Below are 16,217 nucleotides of genomic sequence, written 5' to 3'. Positions count from 1 at the left end.
CGGCCGCATGTCCAGCGAAACAGTCACTGCTGGGCGTAGACCTCTGCGGCTCCGTCGACATCTCCGACGCGACGGGGCTCGGGACCCACGACGTCGAAGAGCATGGCGGTGAACTGGCCGTCGCGCGCGAGCCGCACGCGCTCCAGGCGCAACCGGCGAGGCAGGAGCGGTGCGCCGGCGCCGAGGGTGACCGGTGTCTGGTGGATCCACACCCGGTCGAGCAGGCCGGCGTCGGCGAACTGACCGGCGAGGTCCCCGCCGCCGACGATCCACACGTCCTTGCCGGCGGCGGCCTCGGTCGCGGCGGCGTGCAGGTCGGTGATGTCGCCGGTGAAGCTCTGCACCCCCTCGGGCAGGTCGAGGTCGCGGTGGGTGACGACCCAGGACGGCTGCTCGTAGGGCCAGGTGAAGTCCGAGCCGTCGTGCGTCAGCTCGCGGTGCACCCACGCGTAGGTGTTGGCGCCGCAGACCACGGCCCCGACGGTCGGGAGGAACTGGTCGAAGTCGAGGCTGGCGTCGTCGCCGTAGCGGCCCTGCGGGTCCTGGTCGTGGCCGACGGTGGCGAAGAGCCACGACAGGCTCTCGTCGTCGTCGGCGATGAAGCCGTCGAGGCTCGTGGCGGTGCAGTAGATCGTGGCCATGCTCACAGCGTGGCACCGACTGCCGACAACGGTCGAGGGCGCGGGACGAGAGAGGATGCCGGGGTGAACAAGATCCTTCGCGTCGTCTGGACCGCGGCGACCGCCCGCCGCCGTGGCCGGGTCGGCCCCACCGAGCACGCCGTGCTCCCGCTGCGGGTGCTGCCCAACGACATCGACTTCGCCGGGCACATGAACAACGGCGTCTACTTCACGATGGCCGACCTCGGTCGGATCGACCTCGCGATCCGCTCCGGGTGGTTGCGTGCGCAGGTGCGTCACCGCGTCTCGCCGGTCGTCATGCAGGAGACGATGACCTTCCGCACCTCGCTGCAGCCGCTGCAGGCCTACGAGCTGCACAGCGCACTCGCCGGCTGGGACCGGATCAGCGTCTACTACGAGCAGCGGTTCGTCGTCGACGGCCAGGTCTGCGCCCAGGCCCTGGTGCGGATGCGCTTCCTGCGCAAGGGCAAGGGCGTCGACCCCGACCGCCTGTGGCAGCTGCTCGGCATCGACCCGCCTCCCTCGGCCGTCCCGGACTGGGCGAAGGGGTGGGGAGACGGGACCCGGCTCCCTTCGCCCCGTGCGGATGCGCCGGCAGGACCGGCGCCCTTCTGGGTCTGAGGCTCAGGCGCGCCGAGCCCGGCGTCGTTGAGGTCACCCGGTCCCCCCGAGAGGAGCAGCCGGGCGCCGTCAACGACGCCGGGCTCGCGTCAGCCCACCGAACGCGGCGTCCAGACCCGTCCGTCGCCCGTCGCACGGGTGGTGGACGCCCCGATGACGACGAGGCAGCCCATGTCGACGGAATCGACGTCGAGCTCGCCGAGGGTCGTCACGACGACCGACTCCTGGTCCCGTCCGACGTGACGCGCGACGACGACGACCCGCGTCGGGCCGACCGCCTCGACGAGCAGGTCACGAGCGCGTCCCAGGGTGTCCGGGCGCGAGGCCGAGCGGGGGTTGTAGAGCGCGACCGAGATGTCGTTGGTGGCGAGAGCGGTGAGCCGGTCGGCGAGGACCTGCCACGGCTTGAGGTTGTCGCTGAGGTTGACCAGCGCGTGGTCGCCGCCGAGCACGGCACCGACGAGGGCGCTGGCAGCATGCGCTGCGGTGACCCCGGGCACGACGCGGACGGGCACGTCCGCGTACCCGGCGTCGTCAGCCAGCGCGCTCTCACGCGACTCGAAGATCGCGGTCGCCATTCCGAAGACCCCCGCGTCGCCGCCGGAGACGATCGCGACGTCGTCGCCCCCCTTCGCCAGGTCGAGGGCCAGCCGGCCACGGTCGAGCTCGACGGTGTTGCCGGAGGCGTGGCGGGTCAGCCCCTCGCGCTGCGGCACCCGGGCGACGTACGGCGCGTAGCCGACGACGTGGTCGACGCGGGCCAGGACCTCGGATGCCTCGGGGGTGAGCCAGCGGTCCGGGCCGGGACCGAGACCGACGACGTGCACGGTGCCCGTGGTGTCCCGGGGAGCCGAGTCGTCGGGAGTCGGCGCCTCGTGCGCGGCCGTGATCCGGGCGAAGTCCGCGGCCCGGCCGGCGGCGTCGTCCCGCAGGTCGGCGCCGGGCACGACGACGATGGACATGTAGGGCACGCGCCCCTCGTCGACGTCGGCTGCCGGCACGACGACCTCGCCTGTGCCAGAGGCGCGCTCGACATAGACGGCCCGGTCGAGGACCCCCGCCTGACGCAGGGCCTCACGGACCCCGGCAAAGGTGCGGCCGAGCTTCATGATGACCGCCGCGTCGGTGTCGGCGAGCCGCCGGGCGAGCTCGGGCACGGGCAGGGTCCCGGGCAGCACGGTGAGGGTGTCCTCGTGCCGGCACAGGCCGGTCGCGACCGCGGCGGTGGCCGCTGACATCGCCGTGATGCCGGGGACGACCTCGGTGGGATAGCGGGGGCTCAACCGGTCGTGGACGTACATGAAGGAGCCGAAGAAGAGCGGGTCACCGACGGCGAGCACGACGACGGTCCGGCCCTGGGACAGGTGGGCCTCGAGCCGGGCGGAGCACTCGTCGTAGAACTCGGCCAGCGCTCCGTAGTAGCCGCCCGGGTGGTCGGTCATCCCGGTCGTCACGGGGTAGCGCAGCTCCTCCTCGAGGACGCCCTCGGGGATGAGGTCCGCGGCGATCCCCCGCGCCATGGACTGCTTGCCGACGCCGGAGTGGTAGGCGATGACGTCGGCGTCACGGATGAGCCGGGCCGCCTTGAGGGTGATCAGCTCGGGGTCGCCGGGGCCGATGCCCACACCGTAGAAGCGGCCGGTGCTCGTGGGGGCACTCATGCCAGCTCGTCCGGGTTTGCCAGCGCGTTGAGCGCGGCTGCGGCCATGGCGGAGCCGCCGCGGCGGCCGTGGACGACCAGCCAGGGGATCGACCCACCGGGCAGGTCGTGCTCTGCCAGAGCGGTCTTGGACTCCGCCGAGCCGACGAAGCCCACGGGCATCCCGACGATCGCGGCCGGTCGTGGGGCCCCGTCCTGGAGCATCTCGAGCAGGTGGAAGAGCGCGGTGGGGGCATTGCCGATCGCGACGACGGAGCCCTCGAGACGCTCGCCCCACAGAGAGACGGCAGCGGCGGCGCGGGTGGTGTCCCACTCGGCGGCCAGAGCCGGCACGCGCTCGTCGCGCAGGGTGCAGATGACCTCGTTGTCGGCGGGCAGGCGCCGGCGGGTGACGCCGGAGGCGAGCATGTTGCTGTCGGTGAGGACGGGCGCGCCGGCGAGGAGGGCGGCGTGCGCGGCGGCGGCGACCTGCGGGTGCCCGGCGATCTCGCTCGTGATCGCGACGTCACCGGCGGCGTGGATGATCCGCACGGCCGCGCCGTGGAGGTCCGTGGGCAGCCCGGACAGGTCGGCCTCGTCACGGATCATGCCGAAGGACCGGCGGTAGATCTCCTGGCCGTCGGTGACGTAGTCGTAGCGACTGGGCGGCTGGCGAAGGGAGGTCATGAGGACCTTTCGGTGATCGGAGAGCGTTGCGCGGCAACGACATCAGCCGCGGTCGAGGGGTTGAGGGAGATGGTGTGTGCTCGGGCGGGGTGACCGCAGGAGCGGTCGCACCCGATGACGTGGACGGGTGGTCCAGTGGGGTCGACCAAGGCTGCTGCGTCCCGCGCGAGGTCGCGGGTGGAGGTGGTGGTCCGCGCGCACGCGGGGGCCCCGGCGCAGGCGGTCAGGACGGTCCAGGGGGAGTCTGGCGCGGTGGCGAACCCGGCCGCGGCCAGGTCGTCGGCGAGGCCCGCCCCGCCCCGGACCACGATCGAGCGCCAGGGGGTGATCACGAGACGCTCGCTGAGGTGCGAGGAGCCCTGCGACGAGCCTCGAAGCGTGGTGAGGGCCGCGGCCATCCGCGGCGTCAGCAGCCCGAGCGGCACGAGCGCCACGAGGTAATCCCCGTCCGGCCCGGGGAGCGGTGGCGCCTCGGCCTCCACGACGAAGGGGGTCCCCTCCGGCAGCAGGGACCCCCGGGCAGCGGCGGGCAGGTCGCGCACATTCCATGTCTTGGCATCGGGGCGGACGGCCAGGAAGCGACGGGCGACGTCGAGAGCGGTCCGTGCCGCACCGTCGCGAGGGACGACGACACCGTGGTCGCCCACGAGGACGCGGACCGAACCCCCTTCGTCCACGACGGCGATGTCCCACGGCTCTCCGAGCACGGGACCGCCGGGCCGCGCGACCGCGAGGAGGAAGCGTCCCGGCAGCCCGGCCAGGGCCGGGTCCGCAAGGAGGGCCTCGTCCAGGGCCTCCACCAGGTCATCGAGCGATTCGTCGGGGTCCGCGACGATGTTGCGGGCCTTGTCGTGCTCACCCGACGGGACGAGGCCGAGGTCACCGATGGCGGTGACCAGCTCGCGGGGGAGCGGGTCGGGCAGGCCGCGCAGCTGCAGGCTGCCGCGTGAGGTCAGTGTGATGTCCGGGTCGCCGAATCTGACTGCGAGAGAAGAGATTGCGCGCACCGTCGCGGCGTCGACGCGACCGCCCGGCAGCCTGAGCCGCACCATCGCACCGTCCGCCGAGATGAAGGGGGTGAGCAGCCCCGGGCAGCGGTCAGCGCCGCTGCGGGATGACGAAGGGATGCTCACGCGCCCGCAGCATACGTGTCGGGTTAGGCTGCCCACGGCCGATGTCGTCGGAACCCGGTGCAAGTCCGGGACGGTCCCGCCACTGTGAGCGAGCACTTCGCGAGTCAGACACGTCGGGTCGGCCGGCCCGGGCGCACGCTCGGGTCCCTCTCGACCGCGGGGCGCGGAACCCCGCTCAAGGAGCTCACGACGTGACGACCGTCGCCCTGCTGTCCACCTCCGACACCGACCTGCTGAGCGCGCGCAGCGCGGGCGTCGACTACGTCGTCGCCAACCCCGCTCGCCTGACCGGCGAGCAGATCGCCGCACGGGTCGAGGGCGCCGACATCGTGGTGGTCCGCTACCTCGGCAGCCCGCAGGGCCTGTGGGAGGGCTTCGACGAGCTGCGCGCCGCGACCGCCCCGCTCGTCGTCCTCGGCGGCACCCAGGAGCCGGACGCCGCGCTCATGGAGCTCTCGACCGTCCCGCCGGGCACTGCCGCGGAGGCCCACCGCTACCTCGCCGAAGGGGGCCCGACCAACCTCGCGCAGCTCCACGCCTTCCTCGGTGACACCCTGCTGCTCACCGGCGAAGGCTTCGAGGCGCCGGCAGCGTTGCCCCAGTGGGGAGTCCTCGAGCGCGAGGAGCCCGCCGCCCTCGACACGGCCCCCGGCGACACCGCCCGCCGGCGCCCCCGCGTCGGGGTGCTCATCTACCGTGCCCAGTACGCCGCCGGCAACACCGACTACGCCCACGCGCTGGCCGACGCGATCGATGCGGCTGGTGGCCAGGGCGTGGTGATCCACTCCGCCTCGCTGCGCGACGCCCCCGACGGGCTCCTGGAGCACCTCGGCACCCTCGACGCGCTCGTCACCACGGTCCTTGCGGCCGGTGGCACCAAGCCCGCGACCGCCTCCGCCGGTGAGGACGACGAGGCCTGGGACGTCGAGGCCCTCGCCGCTCTCGACATCCCGATCCTCCAGGGCCTCTGCCTCACCTGGGGACGCCAGGACTGGCTGGACTCCGACGACGGGATGAGCCCACTCGACGTCGCGACCCAGGTTGCCGTCCCCGAGTTCGACGGTCGCCTGATCACGGTCGCCTTCTCCTTCAAGGAGTTCGACGACGAGGGCCTGCCGCACTACGTCGCCGACCCGGAGCGCGCCGCCCGCGTCGCCGGGATCGCGGTCAACCACGCCCGGCTGCGCTCCACCCCCGTGGCCGAGCGCAAGATCGCCGTCGTCCTGTCCGCCTACCCGACCAAGCACTCCCGCCTGGGCAATGCCGTCGGTCTGGACACCCCCGTCTCGACGATCCGGCTGCTGCGCGCGATGCGCGAGGTGGGCTACGACGTCGGTGACGGCTTCGTCGGGATGGACCCGCTCCCTTCGGTCGAGGGCGAGGCCCCCGACACGACGTCCGGCAATGCCCTCATCCACGAGCTCATCGCCGCCGGCGGCCAGGACGAGGAGTGGCTCACCCAGGAGCAGGTCGAGGGCGCCCAGGTGCGCATCCCCGCAGACCGCTACCGCGAGTGGTTCGACCGCTGCCCGGCCGACCTGCGCGAGGCGATGACGCAGCACTGGGGCGCCGCACCCGGTGAGGTCTTCGTCGACACCACCCAGGACGCGCAGGGCGAGATCGTCACCGCAGCCATCGTGCGCGGCAATGTCGCCCTGCTCGTGCAGCCCCCGCGAGGCTTCGGGCAGAACCCGATCGCGATCTACCACGACCCCGACCTGCCGCCCACCCACCACTACCTCGCGACCTACCGCTGGATCGAGGAGGAGTTCGGCGCGCACGCGATCGTGCACGTCGGCAAGCACGGCAACCTCGAGTGGCTGTCGGGCAAGAACCTCGCGATGTCCGCCTCGTGCGGCACCGACGCAGCGCTCGGCAACCTGCCGCTGGTCTACCCCTTCCTCGTCAACGACCCGGGGGAGGGCACCCAGGCCAAGCGCCGCGCGCACGCGACGATCGTCGACCACCTCGTCCCGCCGATGGCCCGCGCCGAGTCCTACGGCGACATCGCCCGGCTCGAGCAGCTGCTCGACGAGTACGGCAATGTCACCGCGATGGACCCGGCCAAGGCGCCGGCCCTGCGCGGCGAGATCTGGCAGCTGATCCACGCCGCGCAGATGCACGTCGACCTCGGCCTCGAGGACGTCGACCTCGATGACGCGGACGGCTTCGACGACCTCGTCATGCACGTCGACGGCTGGCTCTGCGAGATCAAGGACGTGCAGATCCGCGATGGTCTGCACGTCCTCGGCCAGGCGCCGCAGGGCGAAGAGCTCGTCAACCTCGTCCTGGCTGTCCTGCGCGCCTCGCAGGTCTTCTCCGGCCAGGTCGGGTCCGTGCCCGGCCTGCGGTCCGCGCTCGGCCTCGCCGAGGACGCCTCCTCCACCGAGACCGACGCTGTCGAAGGGAGGGCCCGTCACCTCGTCGAGGCCCTCGCCGCGACCGGCTGGTCCCCGTTTGCGGCGAGCGGCATCGTGGCCCAGGCGGAGCCCGCCCTCGACGCAGCCACCGCCGCCGAGGTCACTGCCGTCCTCGAGTTCGCCGCCACCCAGGTGGTGCCGCGGCTGGCCGCGACCGACCGGGAGCTGGCCATGGTGCTGCACGCCCTCGACGGCGGCTATGTCCCTGCGGGGCCGAGCGGGTCCCCCCTTCGTGGGCTGATCAATGTGCTGCCCACCGGCCGCAACTTCTACTCCGTCGACCCCAAGGCGATCCCGTCCCGGCTGGCCTACCAGACCGGTACGGCGATGGCCGACTCGTTGCTGGAGCGCTACCGCGAGGAGACGGGTGAGCTGCCCACCTCGGTCGGGTTGTCGATGTGGGGCACCTCCGCGATGCGTACGTCCGGTGACGACATCGGTGAGGTGCTCGCGCTGCTCGGCGTGACCCCGGTGTGGGACGAGCAGTCGCGCCGCGTCACCGGCCTCGAGGCCATCCCGCTCGCCGAGCTCGGCCGTGCCCGCGTCGACGTGACCGTGCGCATCTCGGGGTTCTTCCGCGATGCCTTCCCGCACGTCATCGCCCTCATCGACGATGCGGTCGAGCTGGTCGCCGGGCTCGACGAGTCGCCGCAGGACAACCCGGTGCGCGCGCACACCGCCGACGACCTGGCCGACCACGGTGACGAGCGCCGCGCTCGCACCAGGATCTTCGGCTCCAAGCCGGGCTCCTACGGGGCGGGCATCCTCCAGGTGGTCGAGTCGGGCAACTGGCGCAGCGACGACGACCTCGCGCAGGTCTACACCGTCTGGGGCGGCTTCGCCTACGGCCGCGACCTCGACGGCAAGCCCGCCGCCGAGGACATGGAGCGCACCTATCGCCGGATTCAGGTCGCGGCGAAGAATGTCGACAACCGCGAGTCCGACATCCTCGACTCCGACGACTACTTCCAGTACCACGGGGGTATGGTCGCGACCGTGCGCGCGCTGACCGGCACCGAGCCCAAGGCCTATGTCGGCGACTCGACCTCCCCGGACGCGGTGCGCACCCGCACGCTGCAGGAGGAGACCAACCGCGTCTTCCGCTCGCGCGTGGTCAACCCGCGGTGGATCTCGGCCATGCAGCGGCACGGGTACAAGGGAGCCTTCGAGCTGGCGGCGACGGTCGACTACCTCTTCGGCTTCGACGCCACGGCCGGGGTCGTGCACGACTGGATGTACGACCGCATCGCCAAGGACTACGTCCTCGACGAGACCAACCAGGACTTCATGCGCCGCGCCAACCCGTGGGCCCTGCGCGGGATCGTGGAGAAGCTCACCGAGGCCGCCGACCGCGGCCTGTGGGAGGAGCCCGATAGCGACGTCATGCGGGCGATGCAGCAGGTCTACCTCGACATCGAGGGTGATCTGGAGGATGACGAGTGAGTGACGAAGGGGGTCGGGCCCGCTATGCCCGACCCGTCCCGACGATCGGTGACACCAGCAGTGCCGCGCAGCGGCGCGATGACCCGTCGGGCTGGGCGATGGGGGAGTCCGTCACCGAGGCGCTGGCCGCCGTGGTCGCCGGGCGCCGGGACATCCGCCGTTACCGCCCCGACGCGGTGCCGGAGGACCTGATCACCTCGGTCCTCGAGGCCGGTCACCGCGCCCCGAGCGTCGGCCACTCGCAGCCATGGCGCTTCATCGTCGTCACCGACCCCACGACCCGTGACCGGGCTGCCGCGATGGCCGACAGGGCGCGGGTCGACCAGGCCGCGCACCTGGCCTCCGAGCGCGCCGCGCGCATGCTCGACCTCAAGCTCGAGGGTCTGCGCGAGGCGCCCGTGGGGATCGTCGTCGCGTGCGACCGACGCACTCCCGCAACGGGTGTGCTCGGTCGGGCGACCTTCCCCGACGCGGACATGTGGTCCTGCGCCACCGCGATCGAAAACATGTGGCTCACCGCCCGCGCCCACGGCTTGGGCATGGGGTGGGTGACCCTCTTCGACCCCGACGAGCTCGCTGACCTGCTCGGCCTGCCCGAGGGCGTCGTGACGCTCGGCTGGCTCTGCCTGGGGTGGCCCGACGAGCGCCCCCCGTCGCCGGGGTTGGAGCGGGCGGCGTGGTCGCGGAAGACTCCCCTCGAGCAGGTCGTCATCCGCGACCGGTGGCCTGCCGACGAGTCGGCCCCGCAGCAGCCGGTCTCACACCTGCGAGGCCCCGAGCCGGAGCGACTCGTCGGTGCGACCGATGCAGCCGACGAGCTGTTGTCGCCGCCGGACTCGTTGGGTGTCCTCGACCGGGCACTCAACCGGGTGCTCGCCGTCGGCGCCCACGACCTCACGGGCGGCACCCTCGTGCTGGCCGGTGCGGATCACCCGGTGACAGATCTCGACGTCAGTGCCTTTCCGATCGCGACGACGCGTGACGTGCTCGCCGCGACGGTGGCCGGGACCTCGCTCGGCGCGGCGTCCGCTGCTGGCGCCGGGCTGGCGGTCATCGCCGCCGACTGCGGTGTGGCACACGCGATCCCAGGCGCGCGTGACGCGCGGCCCGCGGGGGAACGGGGCGACCTCGCGGCGACCGACGCGATGAGCGACGCCGACGTCGCGGCACTCGTCGCGGCGGGCCGCGAGATCGGTCGCGAGGCCGCAGCCAGCGGGCTCGTCTGCCTCGGCGAGGTCGGCGTCGGCAACACGACGGTTGCTGCCGCGCTCGTCTGCGCCCTGCTCGACCTCGAACCCCAGGACGCCGTCGGCCTCGGCTCCGGCTCGGACGCCGACATGGTCGCGCGCAAGCGCGACGTCGTCGCTGCTGCGCTGGCCCGGACCAAGGGTGAGTCAGACCCCCTTCGCCTCCTCGCGAAGGTCGGGGGTCCCGAGATCGCCCTGCTCACGGGGGTCACCCTCGGTGCTGCTGCCGCAGGCGCCCCGGTGGTTCTGGACGGACTGGCGGGATCACTGCCGGGCGTCATCGCCAGCCGGATCGAGCCGGCGACGCAGGCCTACCTGCTTGCCGGTCAGGTCAGTCGCGAGCGCGCCCATGCCCTCGTCCTGCGCGAGCTCGGCCTCGAGCCCCTGCTCGACCTGCGGCTGCGCTCCGGCGAGGGCGTCGGTGCCTGCCTCGCCGCCTCGATGGTCCTCCAGGGCCTCGCCATCCGCCGCCTGGCCGCCCGCACCCGCTGAAGCGACCTCACGGTCGGGCGTGCGCACCCGGCATGACACCGGGTGGCAGCCTCCCCGAGTCGTCCCACAGCGAGGACGGGAGCATCGCGACTGACAGGTCGATGCGCAGGGTCGTGACGTCGAGCCACCAGTCGACGAAGGCGGAGTCCACGAAGAGCAGGCACGCGAAGGTGCTGTGCGAGGTCCCACCGAAGCCGAGCAACCGGCTCCCGGAGCGGGAGAACACCTCGTCCATCGCGCTCTCGCGCTCGGTGTCGGTCAGGTCCTGGGGACCAGGGAGCCTCTCGGATGCGGTGAGCACCACGGGCGGTGCGTCGTGATCATGGATGACGGAGGTTGGCCTCGCCGGCGTGATCCCGAAGCCGTCCCAGAGACCGGCGACGCGCCCCAACCCGGGCGTGAGGTTCTCGCCCGTCAGCGGGACTCGGCCACCCTCGACACGGCCGGTGAGACCGAATCCCTGATGAACCCATACCGACGGGCTCTCTCCGCCGGTGAGCTCCCCGGAGACGACCACCTCGTGGCCGGGCGTGATGACGCAGCGGCGTGCCGCTGACTCCGCTGTCACCTGATCAGTCCAAGACCCTCATGGACCACTTGCTCTCCGGAGGGCAACACACAGGTATAGGAACTGATGCCATACACGTATCCGGGATGTCCAGGCGTCGTCATTGCATAGCCTCGATTGTTGCAACTTTGTTTGGAAGAAAGTAATTGGTGTAGTACCAACGCCACTCTGCGGTAGGGGTCATGGCGATGCTCGAACGCAGCTGTCCTGAAGTGGACGCGGGGCCGGAGTGGGCTTGGACTGGTAGCCCTCCCACGAAGAAGAGGACACTCAAGACTGATACGCAGGTGGCTCGTAGAACGGCTCCCCCTCGAGGCGCGGCCCCTACGCTTCGGGACCCGTAGACCGGGATAGTAGAAGGGTCGTTGTCCGACGTCAAGGATTCTGCCTGCTGCACGATCCCACTACTCACGCAAGCCTTCCGCCGGTATGGACCGGCGCGGATGCGGACCCAAGGGCGTAGACGTCCATGACCCAACCGTGCCTCTCGCGCAGCCGGGCGCGCAGCTCGACGATCTCGTCGATGACGTCGGCGAGCCGCCCGGAGCGCAGCTCCTGCTGCGGCATGCCGACGTAGGCGCCCCAGTGGATGACCGTGTCCGGATGGGTGGCCGCGAGCTCGCGGCAGTGCAGGTGGCCGTCGAGCATGACGACGACGGTGCCGAGTGACAGGTCGGCAGCCTCCGCACGGGTCCACTCGTCGACGAGTCGGCGTCCTGTCGTGACGTGGATGGGCTCCCCGACGCGGTGAAGCACGATCCCGTGCGCCGCAGCCAGCGTCTGGAAGGCGGAGATCCCGGGGATGACCCGCACCGCGGTCGCGATGCGTTCGCCGATCGCGTCAACGATGCGGATGGTGCTGTCGTAGAAGGCGGGGTCGCCCCACACGAGGAAGCCCACGACCGCGTCGGTCGGCAGCCCCTCGATGATCCGCACGTAGGCGTCGGTGCGGGCCGCGTGCCAGTCGCGCACCCCCTGTGCGTACTCAGCGCTGTCGCGGTCGGCATCCGGACCGCGCTTCGGATCGGGCACGGTGATGAACTCGTAGGCATGCTCTGCGGGGATGAACCGGTCGCAGATCGCCCGCCGCACCGCGACCAGCTCGTCCTTGCTTCCGTCCTTGTCCGCGACGAGGAAGACGTCGACCTCGGCCAGCGCAGCGGCTGCCTCCGCGGTCACGTGCCCGGGGGAGCCGGCGCCGATGCCGATGACGTGGATCCGGCGGGCTGCGTTGTCGCTCAACGGGATTCCTTCGCGAGAGTGATGATGGCGTCGACGTCGACATGGGTCTCGAGGGCATCGGCGAGAGTGTCGATCATGCCTTCACGACGTGCGGCGAAGGGGGCCGCCCCCGGCTTCGCGGACCACGTCGACCCGGTCATCGCGGCCACGTCGGCGAGCAGTGCTCGGCGGTAGTCGTCGCACTCCAGGGTGCCGTGCCAGATCGACCCGCGCACGGCGCCCACGGCGTGCCCGCCGGGGAAGTCCTCACCGCCGGTCGGCGCGACGACCCCGTGGTGGATCTCGTAGCCGTCCACCTCATGGCCGCGCCATGCACCGCTCGGTCGCGCGAGCACCTTGTCCTCGTGGAAGACGACCCGACCGGGCAGCAGGCCGAGGCCGCGGACGGTTGTGGTAGAGGTGGACTCGCCCCCTTCGATCCCGTCGTCGACGATCTCGTCGAGCAGCATCTGGTACCCGCCGCAGACCCCGAGCACCGGCGCACCGCGACGGGCGCGGTCGAGCACGATGTCCGCCAGTCCGGTCCGTCGCAGCCACGCCAGGTCGCAGATCGTCGCCCGGGACCCGGGCAGCACGAGCAGGTCCGCCTCGCGCACGTGGTCGGCGTCGACGGTGACCCTCACGTCGACCCCCGGCTCGGCGGCCAGCGCGTCGACGTCCGTCCCGTTGGACGTGCGCGGCAGACGGACGACGGCCACCGACAGGCGCCGGTCCTCGGGGACGCCATCCGCGGCATCGCCCCAGGCGCCCATCGACAGGGAGTCCTCGGAGTCCAGCCACACGTCCTGCAGCCACGGCAGCACCCCGAGGCTCGGCATGCCCGTGCGCCGGCTGATCTCCTCAAGGCCCGGCTCCAGCACGGAGGCGTCCCCGCGGAACTTGTTGATCAGGTAGGCGCGCAGCAGCGGCCGGTCCTCGTCCGAGACGAGCGCCCACGTGCCGTAGAGCGCCGCGAGTACCCCTCCGCGGTCGATGTCCCCGACGAGCACCGTGGGCAGCGAAAACCGCTGCGCCAGACCGAGGTTGACGTAGTCGCCGGCTCGCAGGTTGATCTCGGCGGGGGAGCCGGCACCTTCGCAGACGATCACCTCGTGCTCCCCGGCGAGCTCCTCGTAGGCGGCAAAGGCCGCCTCCGCCAGGTGGCGACGACCCGTCGCGTACTCGCCGGCCATCAGCTCGCCGGCCGGCCGCCCGCGCACGACCACGTGCGCCCGCCGGTCGCTGCCCGGCTTGAGCAGGACCGGGTTCATCGCGGACGTCGCCTCGACACCCGCGGCCTGCGCCTGCAGGTACTGCGCGCGCCCGATCTCGGAGCCGTCACGGCAGACCATCGAGTGGTTGGACATGTTCTGCGCCTTGTAGGGCGCGACCGAGATCCCGCGCCGGGCGATGACTCGACACAGCCCCGTCACGACGAGAGACTTGCCCGCGTCGGAGGAGGTCCCGGTGATCAGCAGTCCGCTCACGAGCCGCCACTCTACGGTTCGCCGATAGCGTGGGCTGCGTGAGCCCGACACACGTGCACCTCATCCGTCACGGTGAGTCGACGTGGAACCGTGACGGTCTCGTCCAGGGCGCCCACCGGGGCCCCAACCAGGCGGTGCTCACCGACGAGGGGCGGGCCCAGGCAGCCCGAGCGGGACTCACCCTCAGTGCCCTGACAGGACCGCCGCGGCGCGAGCACTCCCTCGACCTGTGGACCAGCGACCTGGTGCGTGCCCTGCAGACCGCCGAGATCATCTCCGTCGCGCTGCGCCCCCTGCGGTGGAGCGCCTCCGTCCGGCACGAGGCGGGTCTGCGGGAGCAGGCTCTCGGTGAGTTGGAGGGGCAGCGGTCCGACTCCCTGCGCGAGCAGTCGGTGCCGGACGACACGCACATCAGCGAGGTGCGCTGGGGCGGTGGCGAGTCGATGCAGGACGTCTACGAGCGCGTCGGTGAGTGGTTTGCTCCCGCACTCATCGAGCAGCCCGACCGCCTGGTCGTCGTCAGCCACGAGCACACGATCCGGGCGGCCCTGGCCTGGCTGCGCTCCACATCGCACCGCGACATCGACTGGGACGAGCCGATCGCTCCCGGCTCGATCACCACGCACTCCGTCGTCGACTAGGGGCAGGTCTCCAGCCGATCTGCTGTGTCGGGTCCGTATCGGTGACCGTTGCCGTCGGGCACGTCGAGCGACCCCACGAGGTCAGCGGCCTCGTGCACGGCGCTCAGCACCGGCACCCACGGCCGGCCGTCGCCCGGTGGGAGCAGGAGGTCGCGCGGCGAGGCGTGCACGACGGGGTCGTCGTCGTTGGCGACCGCAGCCTCCCGCGGCAGGCCCACCCGGTGGTCGCCCGGCGTGCCCGTCCACAGGACCGAGCAGACCTCGTGCGCCCGGCGTGTGTCGGGTCCACCGAAGATCGCCTGGCCAGCCGTCGCCCCGAGGCTCTCCCCGTGGACGTGGACCTGCGGGCGCTGGTCCGCAGGCAGCTCCCGCACCCGCTCGGTGACCGCGTCGAAGAGCTGCGCCGTCGCACCCACGGCATCCTCCCGGCGGACGAGGTAGGAGACCCAGCTGGGCGCGTCGTCGTACTGCATCCCCACCGTCGCCACCTGCGAGCCGAAGCGCTCCTCCAGCCCTGCCACGACCTGCGGGTTGATCCACCCCGAGCCCGTCGGGACCGCGATGACGACGTGCTCCCGCTCCAGACCGCCCGCCTGCACCAGGTCGTCGGCGGCGCGCTCCGCACGGTCGCCCGGGACCTCCCCTCCGCGCATCTCGGCGTAGACCCGCACGGCGCCGACGGGGGAGGACTGCAGCAGCACCCGGTCCTCCGGCGCGGTGGCCACGCCGTGCACCGGCCCGCCGGAGAAGACCGCCGTCGAGGCGATCGCGATGACCGCAGCCGGGCGCCACGCGGTGCCTCGCCGCGACCACCCCCAGCGAAGGGAGCGGACCGCCAGCCACGCAGCCCCCACCACGGCGCCCACCGTCGCCCACCAGGTCAGGTCGGTGGGTGGCAGCCCGATCGCCAGACGCCGGGAGGAGAGGGCTGGTTGCGCCCAGCCGAGCGTCGCGAGAGCCATGGCCAGCACGCCGACCAGCGCCCACGAGCGACCGCGCGCGACGAGCCGCGCCGTGCCGGGCCGCAGCGCACGCACCAGGAGCACGCTGGCGCCGACGAGCACCGCCGTCAAACCGCCCTGCAGGACGGGTCCGTGGGGCAGGTGCCCGGGGGCGATGCTCACTGCGAAGCCCGCCACCGCGGCGCTCGCACCGGAGACCCGGGGCGCGAGGTCGGACATCCGCACCGTCAGCCGCGACCAGTCGACCCTGCGCCGTAGCCGCACCCCACCGAGCACGAGCGTCCCGGCACCGCCGACGAGGGTGAGCGCGCCCGCACCCGTCGCGCTGCGGGACAGGGCGTCCTCCGGCAGGGGAGCGGAGTCGTGCTGCCGGACCGAGTTGGCCCGGACGAAGAAGCCGGCGATGTCCGCCCATGCCGAGCACCAGCCGTGGGAGATCCCCTGGCGGCCGTTGCACGACGCGCGAGCAGAGGCGACGAGCTGGGCGTCGAGCTGCTGCCTCGCCGCCGTGGGCAGGGCGCCGCCCCTGTGGGCCGCGTGCCGCAGCAGGTCATATCCCAGGTCGTGCTGCCGGCACGGGCCCTCGAACTCGGCCGGCAGCGGCACGGGCGAGGAGCACGACCCGGTGGGGTTGACCAGCCGGCCGCGCTCGAGGCGCGGCGCATACCCGAGGTCGGTGACGAAGCCTGCCGGCACGGCGCCAGCTGCCCAGTCCGCCGGCCGGCTGGTCAGCGCGGCGACCGCCGCGCTCGACCCGGGGTCGGGCACCGCCGCGGGCGGCCTGCCCGCCATCATCAGGGCCGCCCAGAGCATGGCAGCGAGGAGGGTCAGCAGGGTGGTGCGGGAGAGGGCTGTCGTCATGGGACCGAAGCTCGCCGTCGGCCACCGCGTGCCACATCACCCGCCAGAGCGCTCCTGAGGTGGCCGTCAGGGGTCGCCCCACCACCGAGGTGCTACCTCAGGGTGACCTCGGATGGCTCCGGAGTATGACGACGAGGCCCCTGCCGGTCCGTAG

12 protein-coding genes and 1 riboswitch are annotated in these 16,217 nt (G+C 72.3%); of the genes, 4 read left to right on the top strand and 8 right to left on the bottom strand.

The genetic code is table 11. The features are described 5' to 3' along the window. Window positions 1–23: 23 nt before the first annotated feature. A complete protein-coding gene (locus EXU32_RS09425; protein WP_130629674.1) occupies window positions 24–641 on the bottom strand; it encodes a dihydrofolate reductase family protein in 618 nt (205 codons plus the stop codon). A gap of 63 nt (window positions 642–704) precedes the next feature. Between EXU32_RS09425 and EXU32_RS09420 the strand changes: the two genes are divergently transcribed. Beyond that, window positions 705–1,262: an acyl-CoA thioesterase gene (locus tag EXU32_RS09420; RefSeq protein ID WP_130629673.1), complete on the top strand. Its 558-nt coding sequence runs from the start codon at window positions 705–707 to the stop codon at window positions 1,260–1,262. A gap of 89 nt (window positions 1,263–1,351) precedes the next feature. Here EXU32_RS09420 and EXU32_RS09415 read toward each other — a convergent pair whose 3' ends face one another. Genes EXU32_RS09415 through EXU32_RS09405 form a run of 3 tightly spaced genes read right to left on the bottom strand, consistent with a single transcriptional unit; the run spans window position 1,352 to window position 4,721 of the window. Next, the gene (locus EXU32_RS09415) at window positions 1,352–2,923 is read right to left on the bottom strand and encodes a precorrin-2 C(20)-methyltransferase (RefSeq protein WP_130629672.1); all 1,572 of its coding nucleotides are present in this window, start codon (window positions 2,921–2,923) and stop codon (window positions 1,352–1,354) included. Further along, complete coding sequence (locus EXU32_RS09410) at window positions 2,920–3,588, bottom strand: precorrin-8X methylmutase (protein WP_130629671.1); 669 nt, start codon at window positions 3,586–3,588, stop codon at window positions 2,920–2,922. The genes EXU32_RS09415 and EXU32_RS09410 overlap by 4 nt, the downstream gene beginning before the upstream one ends. Continuing rightward, window positions 3,585–4,721, bottom strand: coding sequence for a cobalamin biosynthesis protein CobG (locus EXU32_RS09405; RefSeq protein ID WP_130629670.1), 1,137 nt, complete (start codon window positions 4,719–4,721; stop codon window positions 3,585–3,587). Before EXU32_RS09405 ends, EXU32_RS09410 begins: the two co-directional genes overlap by 4 nt. Before the next feature lie 49 nt (window positions 4,722–4,770). After that, a riboswitch (cobalamin riboswitch) is annotated at window positions 4,771–4,833 on the top strand. A gap of 79 nt (window positions 4,834–4,912) precedes the next feature. Here EXU32_RS09405 and cobN point away from each other — a divergent pair. Beyond that, entirely contained in the window at window positions 4,913–8,584 is a 3,672-nt protein-coding gene (gene cobN / locus EXU32_RS09400; RefSeq protein WP_130629669.1) for a cobaltochelatase subunit CobN, read from the top strand. Further along, window positions 8,581–10,323 carry a 5,6-dimethylbenzimidazole synthase gene (gene bluB / locus EXU32_RS09395; RefSeq protein WP_242612747.1) on the top strand — a complete coding sequence of 581 codons (1,743 nt, stop codon included), beginning with the start codon at window positions 8,581–8,583 and terminating at the stop codon, window positions 10,321–10,323. Before cobN ends, bluB begins: the two co-directional genes overlap by 4 nt. Before the next feature lie 7 nt (window positions 10,324–10,330). On the opposite strand, the gene EXU32_RS09390 is transcribed toward bluB, so the two are convergent. From EXU32_RS09390 to EXU32_RS09380, 3 genes are all read right to left on the bottom strand, one after another. Then, a complete protein-coding gene (locus EXU32_RS09390; RefSeq protein ID WP_130629668.1) occupies window positions 10,331–10,891 on the bottom strand; it encodes a hypothetical protein in 561 nt (186 codons plus the stop codon). A 408-nt stretch (window positions 10,892–11,299) separates the two neighbouring features. Further along, entirely contained in the window at window positions 11,300–12,133 is an 834-nt protein-coding gene (gene cobF / locus EXU32_RS09385) for a precorrin-6A synthase (deacetylating) (protein WP_130629667.1), read from the bottom strand. Beyond that, window positions 12,130–13,599: a cobyric acid synthase gene (locus EXU32_RS09380; protein WP_130629666.1), complete on the bottom strand. Its 1,470-nt coding sequence runs from the start codon at window positions 13,597–13,599 to the stop codon at window positions 12,130–12,132. Before EXU32_RS09380 ends, cobF begins: the two co-directional genes overlap by 4 nt. A 38-nt stretch (window positions 13,600–13,637) precedes the next feature. Here EXU32_RS09380 and EXU32_RS09375 point away from each other — a divergent pair, with 38 nt between their 5' ends. Next, the gene (locus tag EXU32_RS09375) at window positions 13,638–14,240 is read left to right on the top strand and encodes a histidine phosphatase family protein (RefSeq protein WP_165399632.1); all 603 of its coding nucleotides are present in this window, start codon (window positions 13,638–13,640) and stop codon (window positions 14,238–14,240) included. Here the strand turns inward: EXU32_RS09375 and EXU32_RS09370 are convergent. Beyond that, window positions 14,237–16,063 (bottom strand): alpha/beta-hydrolase family protein, encoded by a 1,827-nt coding sequence (locus EXU32_RS09370; protein WP_130629664.1) that lies wholly within the window; start codon window positions 16,061–16,063, stop codon window positions 14,237–14,239. The two genes, EXU32_RS09375 and EXU32_RS09370, sit on opposite strands and share 4 nt — an antisense overlap. Window positions 16,064–16,217: the final 154 nt, after the last annotated feature.

Source organism: Janibacter limosus (assembly GCF_004295485.1).
GTDB classification, from domain to species: domain Bacteria; phylum Actinomycetota; class Actinomycetes; order Actinomycetales; family Dermatophilaceae; genus Janibacter; species Janibacter limosus_A.
This window is presented reverse-complemented; position numbering and strand designations above follow the sequence as displayed.